We start from the raw sequence: 19,249 nt of genomic DNA on the forward strand, positions 1-19,249 counted from the left end.
CCGGCCGGATGGCCGGCACCCGCCGTTTGAGGGCGCGGAAAAATCAATGACTCAGGATGTCGGGGTCTTCGTAGCCCAGCAGGTCGAGCTTTCCCCGCGCCGGTAGGAAGCGGAAGCAGGCCTCGGCGAGGTCGAGCCGGCCTTCCCGCTTCAGCAGCCCTTCGAGCTTCGCCCACAGTGCATGCAGGTGCAGCACGTCAGACGCGGCATAGGCGAGCTGGTCCGGGCTCAGCTCCGGCGCGCCCCAATCCGAGGTCTGCTGCTGCTTCGACAGGTCGACGCCGAGCAGTTCCTTGCATAGATCCTTCAGCCCGTGCCGGTCGGTGAAGGTCCGCACCAGCTTGGCCGCGATCTTGGTGCAGAGGACCGGCGCGACGGTGACGCCGAGATACTGGTACAGCGCGGCGACATCGAAGCGCGCGAAGTGGAACAGCTTGGTCACCGCCGGGTCGGCCAGCAGCTTCTTCAGGTTCGGCGCGGCATAGCCCTGGCCGCCGAGGCTTTCGGGGATCAGTTGCACCAGATGCGCGGAACCGTCGCCGGAGGACAGCTGCACCAGGCAGAGCCGGTCGCGATGGGGGTTGAGGCCCATCGTCTCGGTGTCGATGGCGACGACGCGGCCGAGGTCGAGCCCGTCCGGCAGGTCGTTGCGATGCAGGCGGATGGTCACGCCGCCATGGGTGAAAAGGGTGCTGCCCATCGGCTGCGCCTGCCTCCGTCGTAGTTTGGTGCCCAGGAAAGGACTCGAACCTTCACAACCTTGCGGTCACAGGTACCTGAAACCTGCGCGTCTACCAATTCCGCCACCTGGGCAAGGAGGTCGGCGCCTTTCGGCGAGGGGCGGGGAATTACCCGTGGCGGTGCGACCCGTCAAGCACCCCCTCGCAGCCTTTTCGCGTGCCCTATCGCGCGCCGGTCTCCGCGAGGCGGCGTTCCTCGTCCTGGATGAAGTCGCGCACCACCGGAACGTCGTCGCGGCGGTCGGACAGCAGCAGCTGGAAGACGAAATTCGACCCGTGCAGGAAGCCGAGTTCCACCGAGGCCAGGTAGAAATCCCACATGCGGCAGAAGCGGTCGCCCATCATCGCCACGGCTTCGTCGCGGCGGGCGTCATAGGCTTCGCGCCAATGCTTGATGGTCCAGTAGTAGTGCAGCCGCAGGCTCTCGCAATCGGCGCACCAGGTGCCGGTCCGCTCCAGCGAGGCGAAGACCTCCGACAGCGCGGGCACATAGCCGCCGGGGAAAATGTATTTGCGGATGAAGGGCGCGGTGGTCCCCGGCGGGGACATCCGCCCGATGCAATGCACCAGTGCGAAGCCACCCGGCTTGGTCAGCGCCTTGATCTTGCGGAAATAGGTGTCGAATTCGTCGATGCCGATCGCCTCCATCATCGCGATCGAGACGACGCGGTCATAGGTGCCTTCCAGCTCGCGATAGTCCTGCTCGCGGAAATCGACGCGGTCGGTCACGCCTTCGTCGATCGCACGCTGCTTCGCCACGGCGCATTGCTCGGGCGACAGGGTCACCGAAGTGACCGTGACCCCGTAGTTGCGCGCGAGGAAGGTGCCGAGCGCGCCCCAGCCCGAGCCGATCTCGGCGACCGTCATGCCCGGTTCCAACCGCAGCTTGGCGGCGATGTGGCGCAGCTTGGCGATCTGCGCGTCGTACAGCGAGGTCTCCGGCGTCGGGTAATAGGCGCAGGAATAGGTCATCGTCTCATCCAGCCAGAGCCGGTAGAAATCAGGCGGGATGTCGTAGTGGTGGCGGATGTTCTTCGCTGCGACGCCAAGCGGGTTGCGCTGCTGCCAGCGCCGCACCGAACGCCAGGCGCGGCGGAGCATCTGCTGCACCGGATGCGCGGCAAGGCCGGAGCGGTTGATCGAGAACAGGTAGAGCAGGTCGAAGACCGGCGCGCCGCCCTCCATGACCAGCCGCCCATCCATATAGGCCTCGGCGGTCTTGAGTTCGGGATTGAGGAAGATTTCGCGCTCCACCGCCGTGTCGGTCAGGCGGATGGTCACCTCCGGGCCATCCTCGCCGGACCCGAAGCGATGGGCGGTGCCGCGATGGTCCAGCACGACCAGCCGGCCGCGGCGGACGAAGCGGCGAAGGAGATGGGAGAGCAGCATCATTGGCGGCGGATCCTGGGAGGCGAAAGATTGCGCTTATGCCGCGCCACGCCGCAGATGCCCATTGGGCGCGCGCCAGGGGCCGCGCCGGCACGCTGCCTGCTTGGTTCGCGCCGGGCCGGCCCCTATGAAGTCAGGCCAGGCAGGGATGGAGTGCGCAATGATGCGGCAGGTGGCGACGGTGTTCGGCGGCGCGGGCTTCATCGGCCGGCACGTGGTCCAGCGGCTGGCGAAGCAGGGCTACAGCGTCCGCATCGCCGGGCGGGATACGGAAAAGGCCGGCAAGCTCCGCACGCTCGGCGATGTCGGGCAGGTGGTGCCGGTCGCCGCCTCGGTGACGGATGACGCCTCGGTGGCCCGGGCGGTGGCCGGCGCGGGTGTGGTGGTGAACCTGGTCGGTATCCTGTTCGAGCGGAAGCCGGGCGACTTCCAGCGCATCCAGGCCGAGGGCGCGGGCCGCATCGCCCGTCTGGCGGCCGCGGCGGGGGTGCGGCGGCTGGTGCATATCTCGGCGATCGGCGCGGATCCGGGCAGCGAAAGCCTTTATGCGCGCAGCAAGGGGGAGGGGGAGCAGGCCGTGCGGGCCGCCTTCCCGGGCGCGACCATCCTGCGGCCGTCGGTGGTGTTCGGCCCGGATGACCAGTTCTTCAACCGTTTCGCGGGGCTGGCGGCGATGCTGCCGGTCATGCCGGTGGTGGAGGGCCAGACACGCTTCCAGCCCGTCCATGTCGGAGATGTGGCCGATGCGGTGATGGCGGCGATCGCGCGGGATGATGCGGTGGGGCGCGTCTATGAACTCGGCGGGCCGCGGGTGATGACGATGCGGCAAGTGCTGGACTTCGTGCTGGAGCACACCCATCGCCGGCGGCTGATGGTGCCGCTGCCGGAGGCGCTGGTCGCCTTCCAGGCGCGCATGGGGGAATGGTTGCCGACCCCACCGCTGACCCGCGACCAGCTGATCCTGCTCAAGCGCGACAATGTGGTGGCGGCGGATGCGGCCGGGCTGGCCGCGCTGGGTCTGTCGCCCAAGGCGGTGGAGGCGGTGGTGCCGGCCTATCTGGCGCGCTACCGGCCCGGCGGGCGGCGGCAGGGCCCGGTCACGTCATGATAAGACCGATATGGACCAATTAAGCGGAGATCCGAGACCGTCGTGAACGATGGCGGCGAACAAGGCACCGAATTAGGACATTAAATATGACCCATCGGCGCAAAAAGGACTCGCGCCGGGGATTCGCTTGCCGTATGTGACCTTCAACCGGGACCGCGATGGCGGATCATGCGCTGCCGCATGCCCGCCGGCCGCCCGGTCGGGTGCTGTCCCAACGTTGTCCGAAAGTTCAGGCAAGAATTGTGCCGCCGCGGGGGTTCGTATGGCCGAAAAGATGCTCCAGTTCGTCCGCCTGCAGCAGCGCCAGCCCGACAAGCGCGAAGCCGGCGAACGCCGCGCCGACTGGGCCGAGGTCTATCAGCCCTTCGCGCAGGAGGCCGCCGCGACCCAGGCCTCCCGCTGTTCCCAGTGCGGCGTGCCGTTCTGCCAGGTGCATTGCCCGCTGAACAACAACATCCCCGACTGGCTGAAGCTGACCGCCGAGGGTCGGATCGAGGAAGCCTACGAGATCGCCTCGGCGACCAACACCTTCCCCGAGATCTGCGGCCGTGTCTGTCCGCAGGACCGGCTGTGCGAAGGCAATTGCGTCATCGAGAAGGGCTTCGACAGTGTCACCATCGGCGCGGTCGAGAAATACATCACCGACACCGCCTGGGAGAAGGGCTGGGTCAAGCCACCGAGGCCGGTGCGCGAGCGTGCGCAATCCGTTGGCATCATCGGCGCCGGCCCGGCGGGCATGGCGGCGGCGGAGCGGCTGCGCACCATGGGCTACCAGGTCACCGTCTATGACCGGCATGACCGCGCCGGCGGGCTGATGATCTACGGCATCCCGAACTTCAAGCTGGAGAAGGACATCGTCGTCCGCCGCTGGAAGCAGTACGTGATGGGCGGCATCCACTTCCAGATGAACATCGCGATCGGCCGCGACATCACGCTCGGCGAACTGCGCGCGCGCCACGACGCGGTGCTGGTCGCGACCGGCGTGTACAAGGCGCGCGACATCAGCAATCCGGGGGCCGGGCTGAATGGCGTGGTGGCGGCGCTCGACTACCTGATCGCCTCGAACCGCAAGGGCCTTGGCGACGACGTGCCGGACTTCGACTCCGGTGCGCTGGATGCCCAGGGCAAGCATGTCGTTGTGGTCGGCGGCGGCGACACCGCCATGGATTGCGTGCGCACGGCGGTGCGCCAGGGCGCGGCATCCGTCACCTGCCTCTATCGCCGCGACAAGGCGAACATGCCGGGCTCGATGCGCGAGGTGAAGAATGCCGAGGAAGAAGGCGTGACCTTCGAATGGCTCGCCGCACCCGAGGCCTTCTTCGGCGATGACAAGGTCGAAGGCGTGCGTGCGCAGCGCATGCATCTCGGCCTGCCGGATGCGACCGGCCGCCAGCAGGTGGAACCGATCCCGGGCGCGCATTTCAACCTGCGCGCCGAGCTCGTGATCAAGGCGCTCGGCTTCGATCCGGAGGATCTGCCGGCGGCGTTCAACGAGCCGGCACTCGGCGTCACGCGCTGGGGCACGCTGAAGGTCGATTATCGCACGATGATGACGGCGCTGCCCGGCGTCTTCGCCGCCGGTGACATCGTGCGCGGCGCTTCCCTGGTGGTCTGGGGCATCCGCGACGGGCGCGATGCCGCCGACCAGATCCATGCCTTCATCCAGGCGCGGGGCGAGACCCCGGCCATCGCGGCGGAGTGAGCGCACCATGTCGCAGCAGATCGAAACCGGTTCCGCTTTCGTCGAATCCTACGCCGCGGGCCGTGTGGCGCTGGAATCCACCGCGCATCTGGACCTGACCGAGCACGACGCCTGCGGCGTCGGCCTGGTCGCCGCGCTGGACGGCAAGCCGAAGCGCGAGGTGGTGCAGGCCGGCATCGACGCGCTGAAGGCGGTGTGGCACCGCGGCGCCGTCGATGCCGATGGCAAGACCGGCGACGGCGCGGGCATCCATATCGAGATCCCGCAGGATTTCTTCGCCGATGTGGTCGAACGCGGCGGCGACCGGCTGCGCCCGGGCCGCATCGCCGTCGGCATGGTGTTCCTGCCCAAGACCGACCTCGGCGCGCAGGAACGCTGCCGCCAGATCATCGAGACCGAGATCCTCAACGCCGGCTACCACATCTATGGCTGGCGCCAGGTGCCGATCAACGTCGCCTGCATCGGGGAGAAGGCGAATGCCACGCGCCCCGAGATCGAGCAGATACTGATCTGGGACCCTGAGCAGCGCGACATCGCCACCGCCGAGCGCGACATGTTCGTGATCCGCCGGCGGATCGAGAAGCAGGCCATCGCGGCGCAGATCCCCGAGCTGTATCTCTGCTCGCTGTCCACGCGCTCGGTCATCTACAAGGGCATGTTCCTTGCCGAGAGCCTGACGGAATTCTACCCCGACCTGCTCGATGTGCGCTTCGTCTCGCGCTTCGCGATCTATCACCAGCGCTATTCCACCAACACCTTCCCCACCTGGCGCCTCGCGCAGCCGTTCCGCATGCTCGCCCACAACGGCGAGATCAACACGCTGCACGGCAACGTCAACTGGATGAAGAGCCACGAGACGCGGCTCGCCCATCCGCTGCTCGACGACTACATGGACGACCTGAAGCCGATCGTGCAGGCCGGTGGGTCCGACACCGCGACGCTCGACAACGTGTTCGAGCTGCTCGTGCGCGGCGGGCGCGATGCGCCCATGGCCAAGGCCATGCTGATCCCCGAGAGCACCGGCAACAACGCGACCATGCCGGACAATCACCGCGAGCTGTTCATGTACTGCAACGCGGTGATGGAACCCTGGGACGGGCCGGCGGCGATCGCCGCGACCGACGGGCGCTGGGTGATCGGCGGGCTGGACCGCAACGGTCTGCGCCCGATGCGCTACACCGTGACGACCGACGGGTTGCTCATCGTCGGCTCCGAGACCGGCATGGTGAAGGTGGCCGAGGACCGCATCATGCAGAAGGGCCGTGTCGGCCCCGGCCAATGCATCGGTGTCGATCTCGAGGAAGCGCGCTTCTACGAGGACACGGCGCTGAAGGATGCGCTCGCCGCCCGCAAGCCCTTCGGCAAGTGGACCGCGCGCACCACCGGCATCGACGAGATCGTGAAGGCCGAAGGTGACGAACGCGCCAACTTCGGGACCGAGGAGCTGCGCCGCCGCCAATTGGCGATGGGCTACACGCTGGAGGAGCTGGAAGGCATCCTCCACCCGATGGCCGAGGATGCCAACGAGGCGGTCGGCTCGATGGGCGACGACACGCCGATCGCAGTGCTGTCGGAACAGTATCGCGGCCTGCATCACTATTTCCGCCAGACCTTCAGCCAGGTCACGAACCCGCCGATCGATTCTCTCCGTGAAACGCGGGTGATGACGCTGCGCACCCGGCTCGGCAATCTGGGCAATATCCTCGACGAGGACCCGACGCAGTGCGACATGCTGATGCTGCACAGCCCGGTGCTGTCCAACGCCCAGTTCGACGCCATGCGGGCCTATATGGGCAGCACTGTCTGCACGGTGGACTGCACCTGGGCGGTGGCCAATGGCGAGGGCGGCCTGCGCCGCGCCATCGAGCGCATCCGCCGCGAGGCCGAGGAAGGTGTCCGTTCCGGCTGCGCCCACGTCATCCTCACCGATGAGGCGCAATGCGCCGAGCGTGCCGCCATCCCGATGATCCTCGCCGTCGGCGCGGTGCAGACGCATCTGATCAAGCATGGGCTGCGCACCTTCACCTCGCTCAATGTCCGCGCCGCGGAATGCATGGATGTGCACTACTTCGCCGTGCTGATCGGCGCGGGTGCGACCACGGTGAACGCCTATCTGGCGCAGGAGAGCATCGCCGACCGGCACCGGCGCGGGCTGTTCGGCAATGTCGGCCTCGGCCAGGCAGTCGCGAAGTACAAGAAGGCGGTGGACAAGGGTCTGCTGAAGGTCATGTCCAAGATGGGCATCGGCGTTCTGTCCTCCTATCGCGGCGGCATGAACTTCGAGGCGATCGGCCTGTCCCGTGCGCTGGTGGCGGAATTCTTCCCCGGCACGCCGTCGCGCATCTCGGGCATCGGGCTGTCGGGCATCGCGCGGCGCCTGCTCGCCCTGCATGACAAGGCGTGGCAGGAAGGCGCCGTCACCCTGCCGGTTGGCGGCCTGTACAAGCTGCGCCGGCGCGGTGAGGTGCATGCCTTCGACGGCAGCCTGATCCACACGCTGCAGAAGGCGGTGGAGACCGACAGCTACCAGACCTACAAGCGCTACACCGAAGCCGTGCGGCGGCTGCCGCCGGTGGCGCTGCGCGACCTGCTCGACTTCCGCATGGAAGGCCGCGCGGCGGTGGCGCTCGAGGAAGTCGAGAGCATCACCGAGATCCGCAAGCGGCTGCTCGCACCCGGCATCTCGCTTGGCGCGCTGTCGCCGGAAGCGCATGAGACGCTGTCCATCGCCATGAACCGCATCGGCGCACGGTCCGACAGCGGTGAGGGCGGCGAGGATCCGGCGCGCGCCAAGCCGCGTCCGAACGGCGACAACGCCAATTCCGCCATCAAGCAGATCGCCTCGGGCCGCTTCGGCGTGACCGCGGAATACCTGAACAACTGCCGCGAGATCGAGATCAAGGTTGCCCAGGGAGCGAAGCCCGGGGAGGGCGGCCAGCTTCCAGGCTTCAAGGTCACGGGGCTGATCGCGAAGCTGCGCCATTCGACGCCCGGCGTGATGCTGATCTCGCCGCCGCCGCATCACGACATCTATTCGATCGAGGATCTCGCCCAGCTCATCTACGACCTCAAGCAGATCAACCCGGATGCGTCGGTCTGCGTGAAGCTGGTGTCGCGTTCGGGCATCGGCACCATCGCGGCTGGCGTGGCGAAGGCGAAGGCGGATGCGATCCTGGTCTCCGGCCATTCCGGCGGCACGGGTGCGTCGCCGCAATCGTCCATCAAGTATGCCGGCCTGCCCTGGGAGATGGGCCTGTCCGAAACGCACCAGGTGCTGCAGCTCAACCGGCTGCGCCATCGCGTGCGGCTGCGCACCGATGGCGGCATCAAGACCGGCCGCGACGTGGTGATCGCGGCGATGCTCGGCGCCGAGGAATTCGGCATCGGCACCGCATCGCTCGTCGCGATGGGCTGCATCATGGTGCGCCAGTGCCATTCCAACACCTGCCCCGTGGGCGTCTGCGTGCAGGACGAAGCCCTGCGCCAGAAGTTCACCGGCACGCCGGAGAAGGTGATCAACCTTTTCTCCTTCGTGGCGGAGGAGGTGCGCGAGATCATCGCCGCACTCGGCTTCCGCAAGCTGACTGACGTGATCGGCCGTACCGACCTGCTGCAGCAGGTCAGCCGCGGGTCGGAGGACCTCGACGACCTCGACCTCAACCCGCTGCTGGTGCAGGCCGATGCGGGTCCGCATGCGTCCTACTGCACGCAGGAAGGCCGCAACGAGGTGCCGGAGACGCTGGACGCGGAGATGATCCGCGACGCCGATGCGCTGTTCCGCCACGGCGAGAAGATGCAGCTCCAGTACAACATCCGGAACACGCATCGCGCGATCGGCACCAAGGTGTCGTCCCGCATCACACGCCAGTTCGGCATGTCGGGGCTGCAATCGGGGCACCTGACCGTGCGGCTGCGCGGATCGGCCGGGCAGTCGCTCGGCGCCTTCGGCGTGCGCGGCCTCAAGCTCGAGGTGTTCGGCGACGCCAACGACTATGTCGGCAAGGGCCTGTCGGGCGCGACCATCGTGGTGCGGCCGGCGCCGTCCTCGCCGTTGATCTGGAACGACAACACCATCATCGGCAACACCTGCCTCTATGGTGCGACGGCCGGCGAATTGTTCGCCGCCGGCCAGGCGGGTGAGCGCTTCGCGGTGCGCAATTCCGGCGCCACCGCGGTGGTCGAGGGCACCGGCGCGAATGGTTGCGAATACATGACGGGCGGGACCGTCGCGATCCTGGGCGCGGTCGGCGACAATTTCGGCGCCGGCTTCACCGGCGGCCAGGCCTTCGTCTACGACGCCGACGACACCTTCGGCGTGCGCGTCAATCCCGAGACGCTGCTGTGGGCCCGCCTGGCGCATCCGCATTGGGAAGGCGTGCTGTGCGACCTGATCGCCCGGCATGTCGCGGAAACCGGCAGCCGCTTCGCCGCGCGCCTGTTGAATGAATGGGCCGTGGAACGCAGCCGCTTCTGGCATGTCGTGCCGCGCGAATTCCTGAAGTACCTGCCGGTGCCGATGGCTGAAGCCGAGGCCGTCGCCGCCGAATGAACCCGCGCACGCCGTCCGGTGAATCGCTTCACCGGACGGCGTGGCCGCATCTTCCGTTTCCATGACGGCGCGGTAATCTTGTCCCGTCGATGCGCGCCCGGCGCGTCGTCAGGAGGGATTGCATCCGTGCGCCGTTTTGCCCTGGCCCTGGTGGCCGTCTTCGCCATCGCCGCGCCCGCCTCGGCGCAGCAGGTCCGTAACCTCGCCGCGATCAATGGCTGGGTCGCCTATGTCGCGCAGAGCAACAACGGCGCCCTGTGCGGCATGGGGACCGAGGCGAATTCCATGGGCCGCTTCTTCTGGATCAAGGTCGAGCGCCTGCGCGGTGACCTGCACGGTTTCGTGCAGGTCGGCGACCGCAGCTGGAACGTCCGCCAGGGTGCCACCGGGCGCATCGCGATCGCCATCGACCGGCAGAACGCCGAATTGAATTACACCGGCACGAACCGTCCCGACATGATCGAGGCGTCCTACCAGGGCGCCTTCCGCAACTTCATCAACTTCGTCGAGGCCTTCGCGCTTGGCCTGCGCATGCAGGTCAGCTTCCCCGGCGAGGACGTCTCCCCCTGGAGCGCCGACCTGCGCGGCACGCGCGCGGTGACCGAGGCTTTCCTGGCCTGCGCGCGGCGCATCTGACGATCGGCCCGGACGGCATGGACCCCGGCCTTTGCGCCGCAGCGGAGCGGGTGGCATAAGCGCCCCATCGTGAGGCTGCTGTTCCACCTTCCCCTCTCCCCCTTCTCCCGCAAGGTGCGCCTGGCCCTGGCCGAGAAGCGCATCCCGTTCGACATGCGAATCGAACGCGTCTGGGAAAGGCGTGACGACTACTTGGCCATGAATCCCGCCTGCACCGTGCCGGTGCTGCAGGAGGACAACGGCCTGACCATCGCGGATTCCACCGCGATCTGCGAATACCTCGACGAGGCCTATCCCGACATGCCGCTGCTCGGCCGCACGCTGGCCGAACGCGTCGAAGTCCGCCGCCTCGTGGCCTGGTTCGATGGCAAGTTCCACGCCGAGGTCGGCATGAACCTGCTGTACGAGAAGCAGATGAAGCGGGTGATGGGGCGCGGCAATCCGGATGCGTCGGCGATCCGCGCGGGCTACGCCAATCTGCGCCCGCACCTCGAATACATCGGCTGGCTGGCCGAGACGCGGCCCTGGCTCGCCGGCACCTCGCTGACGCTCGCCGATCTTGCCGCGGCGGCGCATCTTTCCGCGCTCGACTTCATCGGCGACGTCGATTGGTCGCTGAACGAATCGGCGAAGGACTGGTACGCGCGGATGAAGTCCCGCCCGTCCTTCCGGCCGTTGCTGACCGATCGCGTCAGCGGGCTGACGCCGCCGACGCATTACGCGGACCTCGATTTCTGAGGGCAGGGACTGAGTCTTTCTTGACGCCCTCAGACGGCAGGCGCCGCGCATCCGCGCGGCTTGCCTTCGCGCCCTGCGCTGTCGTGCTGGGGGCGGCTGTTGGTCTGCGCGCGGTCGCGCTGTGCGCTCCCGGCCCGATGCACCGCACCGGGCCGATGGGTGGGTGTCACGGGTGTCACCAGCTTGCCTGGTTCAGTCGCATGTAGGGGCGGCCGGTCGCTTCGCGGCACTTACCGCCGCGCCGGCCCCGCCTCGATCAGCGCCATGTTCTGCGCGGCCAGGTCCGCGGCGGCGCCGTCGGGCGTCAGCTCGATCACCCGTTCCCAATCCGTTCGCGCCCCGGCAGCGTCGCCCTGGGCCTGGCGGATGATGCCGCGCTCCAGCAGCGCCTCGACATTGTCGGGCGTCAGGCGCAGCGCCTGCGCCACGCTTTCGGCCGCCGGCGCCAGCCGCTCAAGGCGCCGAAGCGCGGAGGCGCGGATGATCCAGGCCTCGGCCAGGGTCGGATCGGCCGCGACCACCTGCTCCACATCCGCCAGCGCGTCGGCCGGGCGGTCCAGGGCCAGCGAGGCCATCGCCCGCTCGGCCAGCAATTCGACGTCGGCCGGCGTCAACGCGAGCGCCAGGGTCAGCGCGGCATGCGCGCGCTGCGGCCGGCCCGCGGCGATCCAGGCCTCGCCGGCCTGACCGAACACAGCCGCGCGGGCGGCGATGCCGGCCTGGCTGCGCGTGGCGATGCGCTCCAGCGCCTCGGCGGCGCGCTCGGCCTCCCCAAGCGACAACAGCGCGAGCGCCGCGCAATGCGCCGCGCCTTCGCCACCGCCCTGCATGGCCCAGGTATCGGCGAGGCTGCGGGCGCCTTCCGGATCCTCGTCCAGCATCTGCAGGCAGCGCTCGTATTCCGGCGCGTCCACCAGCCGCGGCGGTTCGGGCGGGGTGGGCAGGATCTCCTCGCTGCCCGGGGCGGACAGCCACCACCATGCGCCGCCGCCGGCCGCCAGGACCAGAATCGCGGCCCCGGCCAGCAGGAGGCGGAAGGGCGTCATGACGGGCAATCTAGTGTCCGGTCCCAGGCCGTGCCAGATCGCTCAGAGGGAGGCGGCCATGCTTCTGGTGTTGGGTCTTGGCTATGCGGGACTTGCGGTGGCGCGGCAGGCGCGGGCGGCCGGGCATGCGGTGGCGGGCACGGCGCGCGATCCCGCCGCCCTGCCGCCGGACGTGCGGCCGCTGGCGATCCCCTTCGCCAGTGCCGCCGATGCGCTGCGCGCCGCGTCCCATCTCCTCATCACGGCTCCGCCGGGCGAGGCGGGCGATCCCGTGCTGGCCGCCCACGGCGCCGCGCTGGAGGCCGCGCTGACCGCCGGGACGCTGCGCTGGGTCGGCTATGTCTCCACCACCGGCGTCTATGGCGACCGAGACGGTGCCGAGGTCGATGAGGCCACGCCGGCCGCCCCGGGGCAGGCGCGCAGCCTGCGCCGCCTGGCCGCGGAAGACGCCTGGCGTGCCATCACCGCCGGCCGCGCGGCGCTCGACCTGATGCGCGCGGGCGGCATCTATGGGCCGGGCCGGTCCGCCTTCGACGATCTGCGCACCGGCACGGCGCGGCGCGTGGTCAAGCCGGGGCATGCCTTCTCGCGCATCCATCGCGACGACATTGCGCGCGCCGCGCTGGCGACGATGGCACAGGGCCGTCCGCCTGCGCCGCGCGTGCTGCACCTGGTGGATGACGAACCGGCCGAAAGCGCCACGGTGACGGAGCACGCCGCGCGTCTGCTCGGCATCGCACCGCCGCCCGCCATTCCTTTCGAGACGGCGCGCGCCACCATGTCGCCCATGGCGCTGTCCTTCTGGTCGGAGAACCGGCGCGTCACCAATGCGAAGACCAAGGCCGCGCTCGGCATCGCCTGGCGGTATCCGACCTATCGCGAAGGCCTAGCCGCCATCCTCGAGGAGGAGCGGCGCGAGGGTCTCGCCCAGTAGCGCGAGGTCCTCCGGCCGCGACAGCCGGTGGTCACCATCCTTGATCAGGTGGATGCGCACATCCGGCCCGGTCACCGCCTCCGCGATGCGGAGCGCGTGCTGCCAGGGCACGTCCGGGTCGCGCTGGCCCTGCAGGATGCGCAGTGGCACGTCGATGTGCAGCGGGCCGCGCAGCAGCAAGTGGCGGCGGCCGTCCTCGATCAGCGCGCGGGTGATGGGGTAGGGGGCGCCGTACTCGCTCGGCCGCTGCCACACGCCGTCGCGCTCGATGGCCTCGCGCACCTCGGGCGGGAATTCCGCCCACATCAGGTCCTCGGTGAAGTCGGGGGCGGGGGCGATGCCGACCAGCGCACGCGGTGCGCGGCGGCGCGCCAGCAGCAGCGCGATCCACCCACCCATGGACGAGCCGACCAGCACCTGCGGCCCTGGTGCCAACGCATCGATGACGCAGGCCGCGTCCTCGGCCCAGCGGCCGATGGTGCCATCGACGAAGCGGCCGCCCGAGGCGCCATGGCCGGAATAGTCGAAGCGGAGGAAGGGCGTGCCGCGCGCCTCGCACCAGCCGGCGAGGAACTCCGCCTTGGTGCCGGTCATGTCGGAGTTGAAGCCGCCGAGGAAGACGACGCCGACGCCGCGGCCAGGGATGCGGCGCCAGGCGAGGCGGATGCCGTCGCCGCGGTCGATGCTGCCGGATTCCTCCTTCATCGGGCGCGCTCCTGGAGGGGCGCTGCCCCTCCAGACCGCCCCGCCAAAGGCCCGAGGCCTTTGGAAACCGTCACTTGGCGCTTGGCATGGCGGGGCCCCAGGGGTGGCGAAGCGTGTTGTGGCCATGGCGTTGGCCGGAATTCCCACTGTCGGGCGCGGCGTATCCGATGCCGGAGCGAAAGACCCGCCTCGCCCGGTGCCAAGTGATGGCATTCCAAAGGCCACTGGCCTTTGGTGGGGGTGGTCCGGAGGGGGCGAAGCCTCCTCCGGTTCCCCGCGCCGCCGCGCCTCACGGCCGCGGCAGTCCGCGCCGCGTCAGCGACGCGAACAGAGCCCCGGTCCCGAACACCCAGGGCGGGCATTCATCCGTGCGGTCTACCTCGTTCACCAGCGCGCCGAGCCGCGGCGAGGCGACGCGCACCACGTCGCCTTCCTTGTGGGTGAACCCCATCCCCGCCGCGCCGCGATCCTTCGACGGCGAGAAGGGCGTGCCAAGATACAGCACAGCCCCGTCTGGATACTGGTGATGCGCGCCGATCATCTGCCCGACGATCTCCGTCGGGTCGCGGCTGATCGCGCCGACCGCGCCGCGTTCCTCGAGCGCGAAGCCATCGCGCCCGCTGATCGTCAGCGTGATCTCGGCGCGGCGCACATCCTCGAGCGAGAAGCCGTCATCGAACAGCCGGATCATCGGCCCGAGCGCGGCGGAGGCGTTGTTGTCCTTCGCGCGGCCGAGCAGCAGCGCGGACCGCCCCTCGACGTCGCGCAGGTTCACGTCGTTGCCGAGCGTCGCGCCCTGGATGGTGCCGCGGCTGTTGACCACCATGACGGCCTCGGGCTCCGGGTTCGACCATTCGGATTTCGGATGCACGCCGACCTTCGAGCCCGTGCCGACCGCGGCCATGGGTGGGCATTTGGTGAAGATCTCCGCATCCGGGCCGATGCCGACTTCAAGGTACTGGCTCCACCAGCCCTTCCCGACCAGCGCGGCCTTGACCTTCATGGCCTCGGCACTGCCCGGGACCAGGTTCGCGAGGTCGTCGCCGATGATGGCGCGGACCTCGGCGCGCACCGCCTCGGCGCGGGATGCGTCGCCGCGGCAACGTTCCTCGATGACACGTTCCAGCATGGAGCGGACATAGGTGACGCCGGCGGCCTTCACCGCCTGCAGGTCGATCGGCGCGAGCAGCCATGGCTTGGCCGGATCGCGCGCGTCATGCGCGGAATTCGCGAGCAGCGCATCGAGGTCGAGCGCCATCGGCACGCCGCGGGTGCGGATGCAGGTGGCGGGCTGCTCCACCTCCATCCAGCGGGCCATGGTGCCGACCTTGGGCGTCATGTCGAAGACGGCGCCGCCGATCACGCCGATGATGCAGGGGCCGTCCGGCGTCATGATACGACCGGCGAAGGTTCCGGCTGCGAAGTCCGCCGGCAGGCATGTGCGGTCCAGTCGCATGCGTCAGTCTCCCCCCATTCACGTGGCACAGGCTGGCCGCGGGCGGAGCCGCTGCCAAGGGGGGTGCGCCACGCCGTTCAGTTCGCCATGCCCTCGGCGGCCTCGATCAGCGGTTTCCATCGGGCGATCTCGGCGCGCCAGAAGGCTTGCGCGCCGGCCGGCGTGGTCCGTTCGCCCGTGGCGGGCATGCTGCCGAGTTCGATCATGCGGCGCGTCACGGCATCGTCGCGCAGGGTGGCGAGCAACGCACGGTTCAGCCGCGCCACGATGGCGGGCGGCGTGCCGCCAGGGGCGAACAGCATGTTCCAGCCCGACATGCTCATCGCGGGCAGGCCGGCCTCCGCGGTGGTGGGGATGTCGGGCAGGGCCACGGCGCGGACGGGCGTGCTGATCGCATAACCACGAATGGATCCAGCGCGGATCTGTTCCGCATTGTTCGTCGTCTGGTCGCAGCCCATGTCGAGCGTGCCGGCCATCAGGTCGTTCATCACCAGCGCATTGCCGCGATAGGGCACCAGCGTCACCGGCGTGCCGATCGCCGACAGCAGCAGCAGGCTGCACAGATGGCTGGTGGAACCGACGCCGGCATTGCCGAGATTCAGCCGCACCCCGTCGCGGCGCACGACGGTGACCAGTTCGGCCAGCGTCGTCGCGGGGAAGTTCGGGCGCGCGATGATGGACATCGGCACTTCGTTCACCATGCCGATCGCTTCGAGTGCGAGCGGGTTGAAGCCGGGGTTGCGGATGAGGGTCGGGATGGTCGCCTGCGCCAGGCTGCCGAACAGGATGGTGTGGCCGTCCGGCCGCGCCGCCGCGACGCGCGCCTGGCCGATCGAACCGCCGGCGCCCGAGGCGTTCTCCACAACCACCGGCTGGCCGAGATCCGCGCCGAGCGCCGGGGCGATCAGCCGCGCGATGACATCGGCCGGCCCGCCGGGCGCGAAGCCGACGACCATCGAGATGGGGCGCAGCGGGAAGTCGTTGCCCTGGGCGACCGCGCCACCGGCAAGCCCCATGCCGACCGTGAGCCCGAGCAGGCCGCGGCGAAGAATCCTGAACATCGTGCTTCTCCCGGTACGTATGACGGGGAGCGTCGCAGCATTGGCGTGGACTGCAAGGGTTGCCGTCAGCAGGCGGCGAACACCGGATGGCGGGCACGCATGCGATGTGGGGCCGGTGGCGGGGCGGGGTCGGCGAGGCCCTGCGCCTCGCGCCAGGCCGCATGCGCGGCGGTGATGGCGCGCGCCAGCGTCACGGCGAGCCGCGCCCGCGCGGCCATTATCGTCCCAGCATCCGGCGCGCCGCTGGCTTCGACGCCGAGGTCCCGCTGCAAGTCCATCAGCGCCTGCAGCGTGCCGGCCTCCACCGCATAGGTGAACAGGGCGAGGTCCGGGCCGGCCGGCAATTGTCCCGCGCCGAGCGGCGCCCAGACCATGGCGCGCAGGATCTCCGCGGCGGCGTCGCGCCCCAGTGCGCGCAGCGCCGCCGCATCCGCCGGCCCGCCGATCCACACCGAGAGCAGGCCAAGTCCGATGCCATGCGCCGAAGGACCGTCGAGCAGCGGATCCTGCGGCACGAAGGACCCGCGGCGCGCCATCACGGTTGCGGCGCAGGCGGCGAAGCGGTCATCGGCAAGGGGCATGGCGCCAGCATGGCGCCACGAGGGTTAAGGAAGGGTTTCCCGGTTATCACGGCGGCAGCACCCGCTTCCACGGATAGCCCATCCGCGCCTTGGCAAAGGCGTAGTCGAACAGCGCGCGCATGAAGGCGGGGTCGAAGGGCTCGGTTGCCACGGCGGTGAAGTCGTCCTCGATATGCGCGAGGTTGAAGGCGATGCCGTGCCGCTGCAGCGAGGCCTGGATGCGATAGATGTCGCCAAGGCCTGCCGCGCCGATCAGTGTCGAGATGGCCCGACCGGCGATGTCGAGAGCGCGCCGCCGCACCGGCCCGCCGGTCGAGGTCAGCCGTCCGTTGCGCACGACATAGGCGGTGACCGAGGACGGCGTCAGCCCCTCGCGGATACGCTGCGCGCGGCTTTCGCCAAGGGCCGGCGGATAGAGATAGGCCTGCGCGAAGGTGCCGCCATCGACGTGCATTTCCTGATGCGGGCGCCCATTCACCGTGACGTCGATCATCACCGGCGGGAACAGCCCCGGCACCGCCGCCGATGCCAGCAGCACCCGGCGGGCGAGATCGAGCGCGCGCGGGTCACCGCTGTCGGCGATGGCGCCGATGTTCCAACCCACTGGCCGCTGCGCGTCGAGGTTGGTGGTGGCGATGATGAGCTGGCGCCCGGCACGGTAGCCTGCGGCGATCTCCGCCAGCAGATCGTCGGTCATGTAGTGCGCGATGCTGCGCGCGAGCGGGGCGCTGTCGGCCAGCGCGTCGTCGACCAGCGCGGCCAGCAGCCCGCGGCTGACCAGCACGTCCTCCGCGCCGCCAAGCGTGGTGTAGGCGGCGCGCAGTTCGGCGTCGCGCTGCGGCCCCACGAAGACCAGCGGGGCGGTCAGCGCGCCGGTGGAGATGCCGGTGACGACGTTGAAGCTGGGCCGCGTGCCGGCCTCGGTCCAGCCGCAGGCGAGCCCCGCGCCGAAGGCCCCGTTCTCGCCGCCACCCGAGAAGGCGATGATGGAACTCGGCGGCAGCGGGTCGCGCGGGCCGAGGCCGAAATGCCGGCGCTGGCGCCGTCCGGCCTGGTTGAATTCCTCGACGATGCGCGGCAGGTCGTGCGGATCGGCAACGCAGAAGCGCTCATTCGGCAGGCCGAGCACGGTCGCCTGGCGCACATCGGCGTCCGGCACCGGCGTGCCGCGCTGTCCGAGCGCGCAGCCCGCGAGCCCCGTCGCGGCGACGCCCATCAGCGCGCGCCGGCCGAGGCCCGACCGGTGGAGACACTGTCGCATGGCGGCGAGGCTATCGCGCCGGGCAGGGAGGCCGAAAGTGGCGAAGCGTCATATCGGCGGGCGGTGCGCCCAGTCGTAGCCGCGACGTCCCTGCGCGAAGCCGTAGTCGAACAGCGCCCGCATATAGGCCTGGTCGAAGGGGGATGGCAGTTCCCGGTTGAAGTCGCTGCCGATGAAGGCGAGGTTGTAGCCGATCCCGTCGCGCTGCGTGCTGCTCCACATGCGCAGCACGTCGTTGTAGCCGCTGGTCGCGATCATGGTGGTGATGGCACGGCCGGCGATACCGAGCGTGCGGCGTTCCACCGTGGCCCAGTCCGGGTCAAGCCGGGCATTGCGGATGATGTAGGCCTCGACATCGCGTGCGGCGGTGCCGCTGCGCACCCGCTGCTGCCTCCGCTCGCCGAGGGCGGCGGGATAGAGGAAGGCCTGCGCGAAGGCGCCGCCATCCACATGCATTTCCTGCCGTGCCTCCCCATCCACCGTCACGTCGAACATCACCGGCGGGAAGGCGCCCGGAATGGCGGCGGAGGCCAGCAGCACGCGCCGGATCAGGTGCGCCGCCCCCGGATGACCGCTGGCGGCGATGCCGCCGATATTCCAGATGACCGGCACCTGCGCGTCGAGGTTGGTGGTACCGACCAGCAGCAGCCGCCCCTCCCGGTGGCCACGCGCGATCTCGGCGAGCATGGCGTCGTCGAGCAGGCGGGAAATGGTGCGGAACAGCGGCGAGGTGTCGGCCAGCCCGTCGGCGAACAGCGCCGCATGCAGCAGGCCGCGGGTTTCGAGGATGTCGTCCGGCGAGAGCTCCGTGTAGACGGAGCGCAGCTTGGCGTCATAGGCCGGGCCGATGAAGGCGAAGGGCGCGGTCAGCGCGCCGGTGCTGACGCCGGTCACGAGATTGAACACCGGCCGGCTGCCATTCTCGGTCCAGCCGCAGAGCAGGCCGGCCCCGAAGGCGCCATTCTCCCCGCCGCCGGAGATCGCGAGCAGGTTGATCGGCGGCAGCGGTGCGCGGGCGGGGAGGGCCAGGTGGCGGCGCATGCGGTCGCCGGCCGCCATGAATTCGGCATCCATCGCGTCCAGGCCGCTGCGGGACGTGATGAAGAAGCGCTCATTCGGGATGCCCAGCACCGTAGCCGCGCTGGTGCGGGCGCGTGGCACGGCGGCGCCGCGTATCGGCGCGGCGCAACCCGCAAGGCCACTTGCGGCGAGCGCGAACAGCGAGCGGCGGGGTGCGGCAGCAAGGGTCATGCGCGACGGTTCCCAGGGGCTGAACGCCGGCAGCTTAGACCGGGCTTGCGGCGAGCGACATGGCGACGGATGGACGCGCCGGGCGCCATCGT

The 19,249-nt window shown here is 69.6% G+C and carries 15 protein-coding genes and 1 tRNA gene; 6 read left to right on the forward strand and 10 right to left on the reverse strand.

Annotation, left to right across the window (positions count from 1 at the left end; genetic code table 11):
• Positions 1–43: 43 nt before the first annotated feature.
• The 3 genes from AC2YHJ_RS12035 to AC2YHJ_RS12045 all read right to left on the reverse strand — a co-directional run bounded on the left by AC2YHJ_RS12035 (position 44) and on the right by AC2YHJ_RS12045 (position 2,132).
• Positions 44–700: a ribonuclease D gene (locus AC2YHJ_RS12035; protein ID WP_487396285.1), complete on the reverse strand. Its 657-nt coding sequence runs from the start codon at positions 698–700 to the stop codon at positions 44–46.
• Positions 701–726: 26 nt separating this feature from the next.
• Positions 727–813 (reverse strand) — tRNA-Leu (locus tag AC2YHJ_RS12040).
• A gap of 89 nt (positions 814–902) precedes the next feature.
• Positions 903–2,132 carry a class I SAM-dependent methyltransferase gene (locus tag AC2YHJ_RS12045; RefSeq protein WP_487396286.1) on the reverse strand — a complete coding sequence of 410 codons (1,230 nt, stop codon included), beginning with the start codon at positions 2,130–2,132 and terminating at the stop codon, positions 903–905.
• 157 nt (positions 2,133–2,289) lie between these two features.
• Here AC2YHJ_RS12045 and AC2YHJ_RS12050 point away from each other — a divergent pair, with 157 nt between their 5' ends.
• From AC2YHJ_RS12050 to fzlA, 5 genes are all read left to right on the forward strand, one after another.
• Positions 2,290–3,237 carry a complex I NDUFA9 subunit family protein gene (locus tag AC2YHJ_RS12050; protein WP_487396288.1) on the forward strand — a complete coding sequence of 316 codons (948 nt, stop codon included), beginning with the start codon at positions 2,290–2,292 and terminating at the stop codon, positions 3,235–3,237.
• 262 nt (positions 3,238–3,499) lie between these two features.
• Entirely contained in the window at positions 3,500–4,939 is a 1,440-nt protein-coding gene (locus AC2YHJ_RS12055) for an NAD(P)-dependent oxidoreductase (protein ID WP_487396290.1), read from the forward strand.
• Positions 4,940–4,946: 7 nt separating this feature from the next.
• Positions 4,947–9,488 (forward strand): glutamate synthase large subunit, encoded by a 4,542-nt coding sequence (gene gltB, locus AC2YHJ_RS12060; RefSeq protein ID WP_487396292.1) that lies wholly within the window; start codon positions 4,947–4,949, stop codon positions 9,486–9,488.
• 126 nt (positions 9,489–9,614) lie between these two features.
• The gene (locus AC2YHJ_RS12065) at positions 9,615–10,124 is read left to right on the forward strand and encodes a hypothetical protein (RefSeq protein ID WP_487396293.1); all 510 of its coding nucleotides are present in this window, start codon (positions 9,615–9,617) and stop codon (positions 10,122–10,124) included.
• 69 nt (positions 10,125–10,193) lie between these two features.
• Positions 10,194–10,862: an FtsZ-binding protein FzlA gene (gene fzlA, locus AC2YHJ_RS12070; protein WP_487396294.1), complete on the forward strand. Its 669-nt coding sequence runs from the start codon at positions 10,194–10,196 to the stop codon at positions 10,860–10,862.
• Between the two features lie 230 nt (positions 10,863–11,092).
• Here the strand turns inward: fzlA and AC2YHJ_RS12075 are convergent, their stop codons facing one another.
• Entirely contained in the window at positions 11,093–11,908 is an 816-nt protein-coding gene (locus tag AC2YHJ_RS12075; RefSeq protein WP_487396296.1) for a tetratricopeptide repeat protein, read from the reverse strand.
• A gap of 58 nt (positions 11,909–11,966) precedes the next feature.
• Here AC2YHJ_RS12075 and AC2YHJ_RS12080 point away from each other — a divergent pair, with 58 nt between their 5' ends.
• The gene (locus AC2YHJ_RS12080; RefSeq protein ID WP_487396298.1) at positions 11,967–12,842 is read left to right on the forward strand and encodes a Rossmann-fold NAD(P)-binding domain-containing protein; all 876 of its coding nucleotides are present in this window, start codon (positions 11,967–11,969) and stop codon (positions 12,840–12,842) included.
• Here AC2YHJ_RS12080 and AC2YHJ_RS12085 read toward each other — a convergent pair.
• The 6 genes from AC2YHJ_RS12085 to AC2YHJ_RS12110 form a co-directional block, all read right to left on the reverse strand.
• Positions 12,795–13,547 carry an alpha/beta hydrolase gene (locus AC2YHJ_RS12085; protein WP_487396300.1) on the reverse strand — a complete coding sequence of 251 codons (753 nt, stop codon included), beginning with the start codon at positions 13,545–13,547 and terminating at the stop codon, positions 12,795–12,797. The genes AC2YHJ_RS12080 and AC2YHJ_RS12085 overlap by 48 nt on opposite strands.
• A gap of 289 nt (positions 13,548–13,836) precedes the next feature.
• Positions 13,837–15,003, reverse strand: coding sequence for a fumarylacetoacetate hydrolase family protein (locus tag AC2YHJ_RS12090; RefSeq protein WP_487396302.1), 1,167 nt, complete (start codon positions 15,001–15,003; stop codon positions 13,837–13,839).
• A gap of 77 nt (positions 15,004–15,080) precedes the next feature.
• Positions 15,081–16,064 carry a tripartite tricarboxylate transporter substrate-binding protein gene (locus AC2YHJ_RS12095; RefSeq protein WP_487396303.1) on the reverse strand — a complete coding sequence of 328 codons (984 nt, stop codon included), beginning with the start codon at positions 16,062–16,064 and terminating at the stop codon, positions 15,081–15,083.
• A 65-nt stretch (positions 16,065–16,129) separates the two neighbouring features.
• Entirely contained in the window at positions 16,130–16,645 is a 516-nt protein-coding gene (locus AC2YHJ_RS12100) for a glycosyl hydrolase 108 family protein (protein ID WP_487396305.1), read from the reverse strand.
• 46 nt (positions 16,646–16,691) lie between these two features.
• Positions 16,692–17,906: a patatin-like phospholipase family protein gene (locus AC2YHJ_RS12105; RefSeq protein ID WP_487396306.1), complete on the reverse strand. Its 1,215-nt coding sequence runs from the start codon at positions 17,904–17,906 to the stop codon at positions 16,692–16,694.
• Between the two features lie 48 nt (positions 17,907–17,954).
• Positions 17,955–19,157 carry a patatin-like phospholipase family protein gene (locus AC2YHJ_RS12110; protein WP_487396307.1) on the reverse strand — a complete coding sequence of 401 codons (1,203 nt, stop codon included), beginning with the start codon at positions 19,155–19,157 and terminating at the stop codon, positions 17,955–17,957.
• Positions 19,158–19,249: the final 92 nt, after the last annotated feature.

It is taken from the genome of Roseomonas sp. SRI_022, from assembly GCF_057586215.1.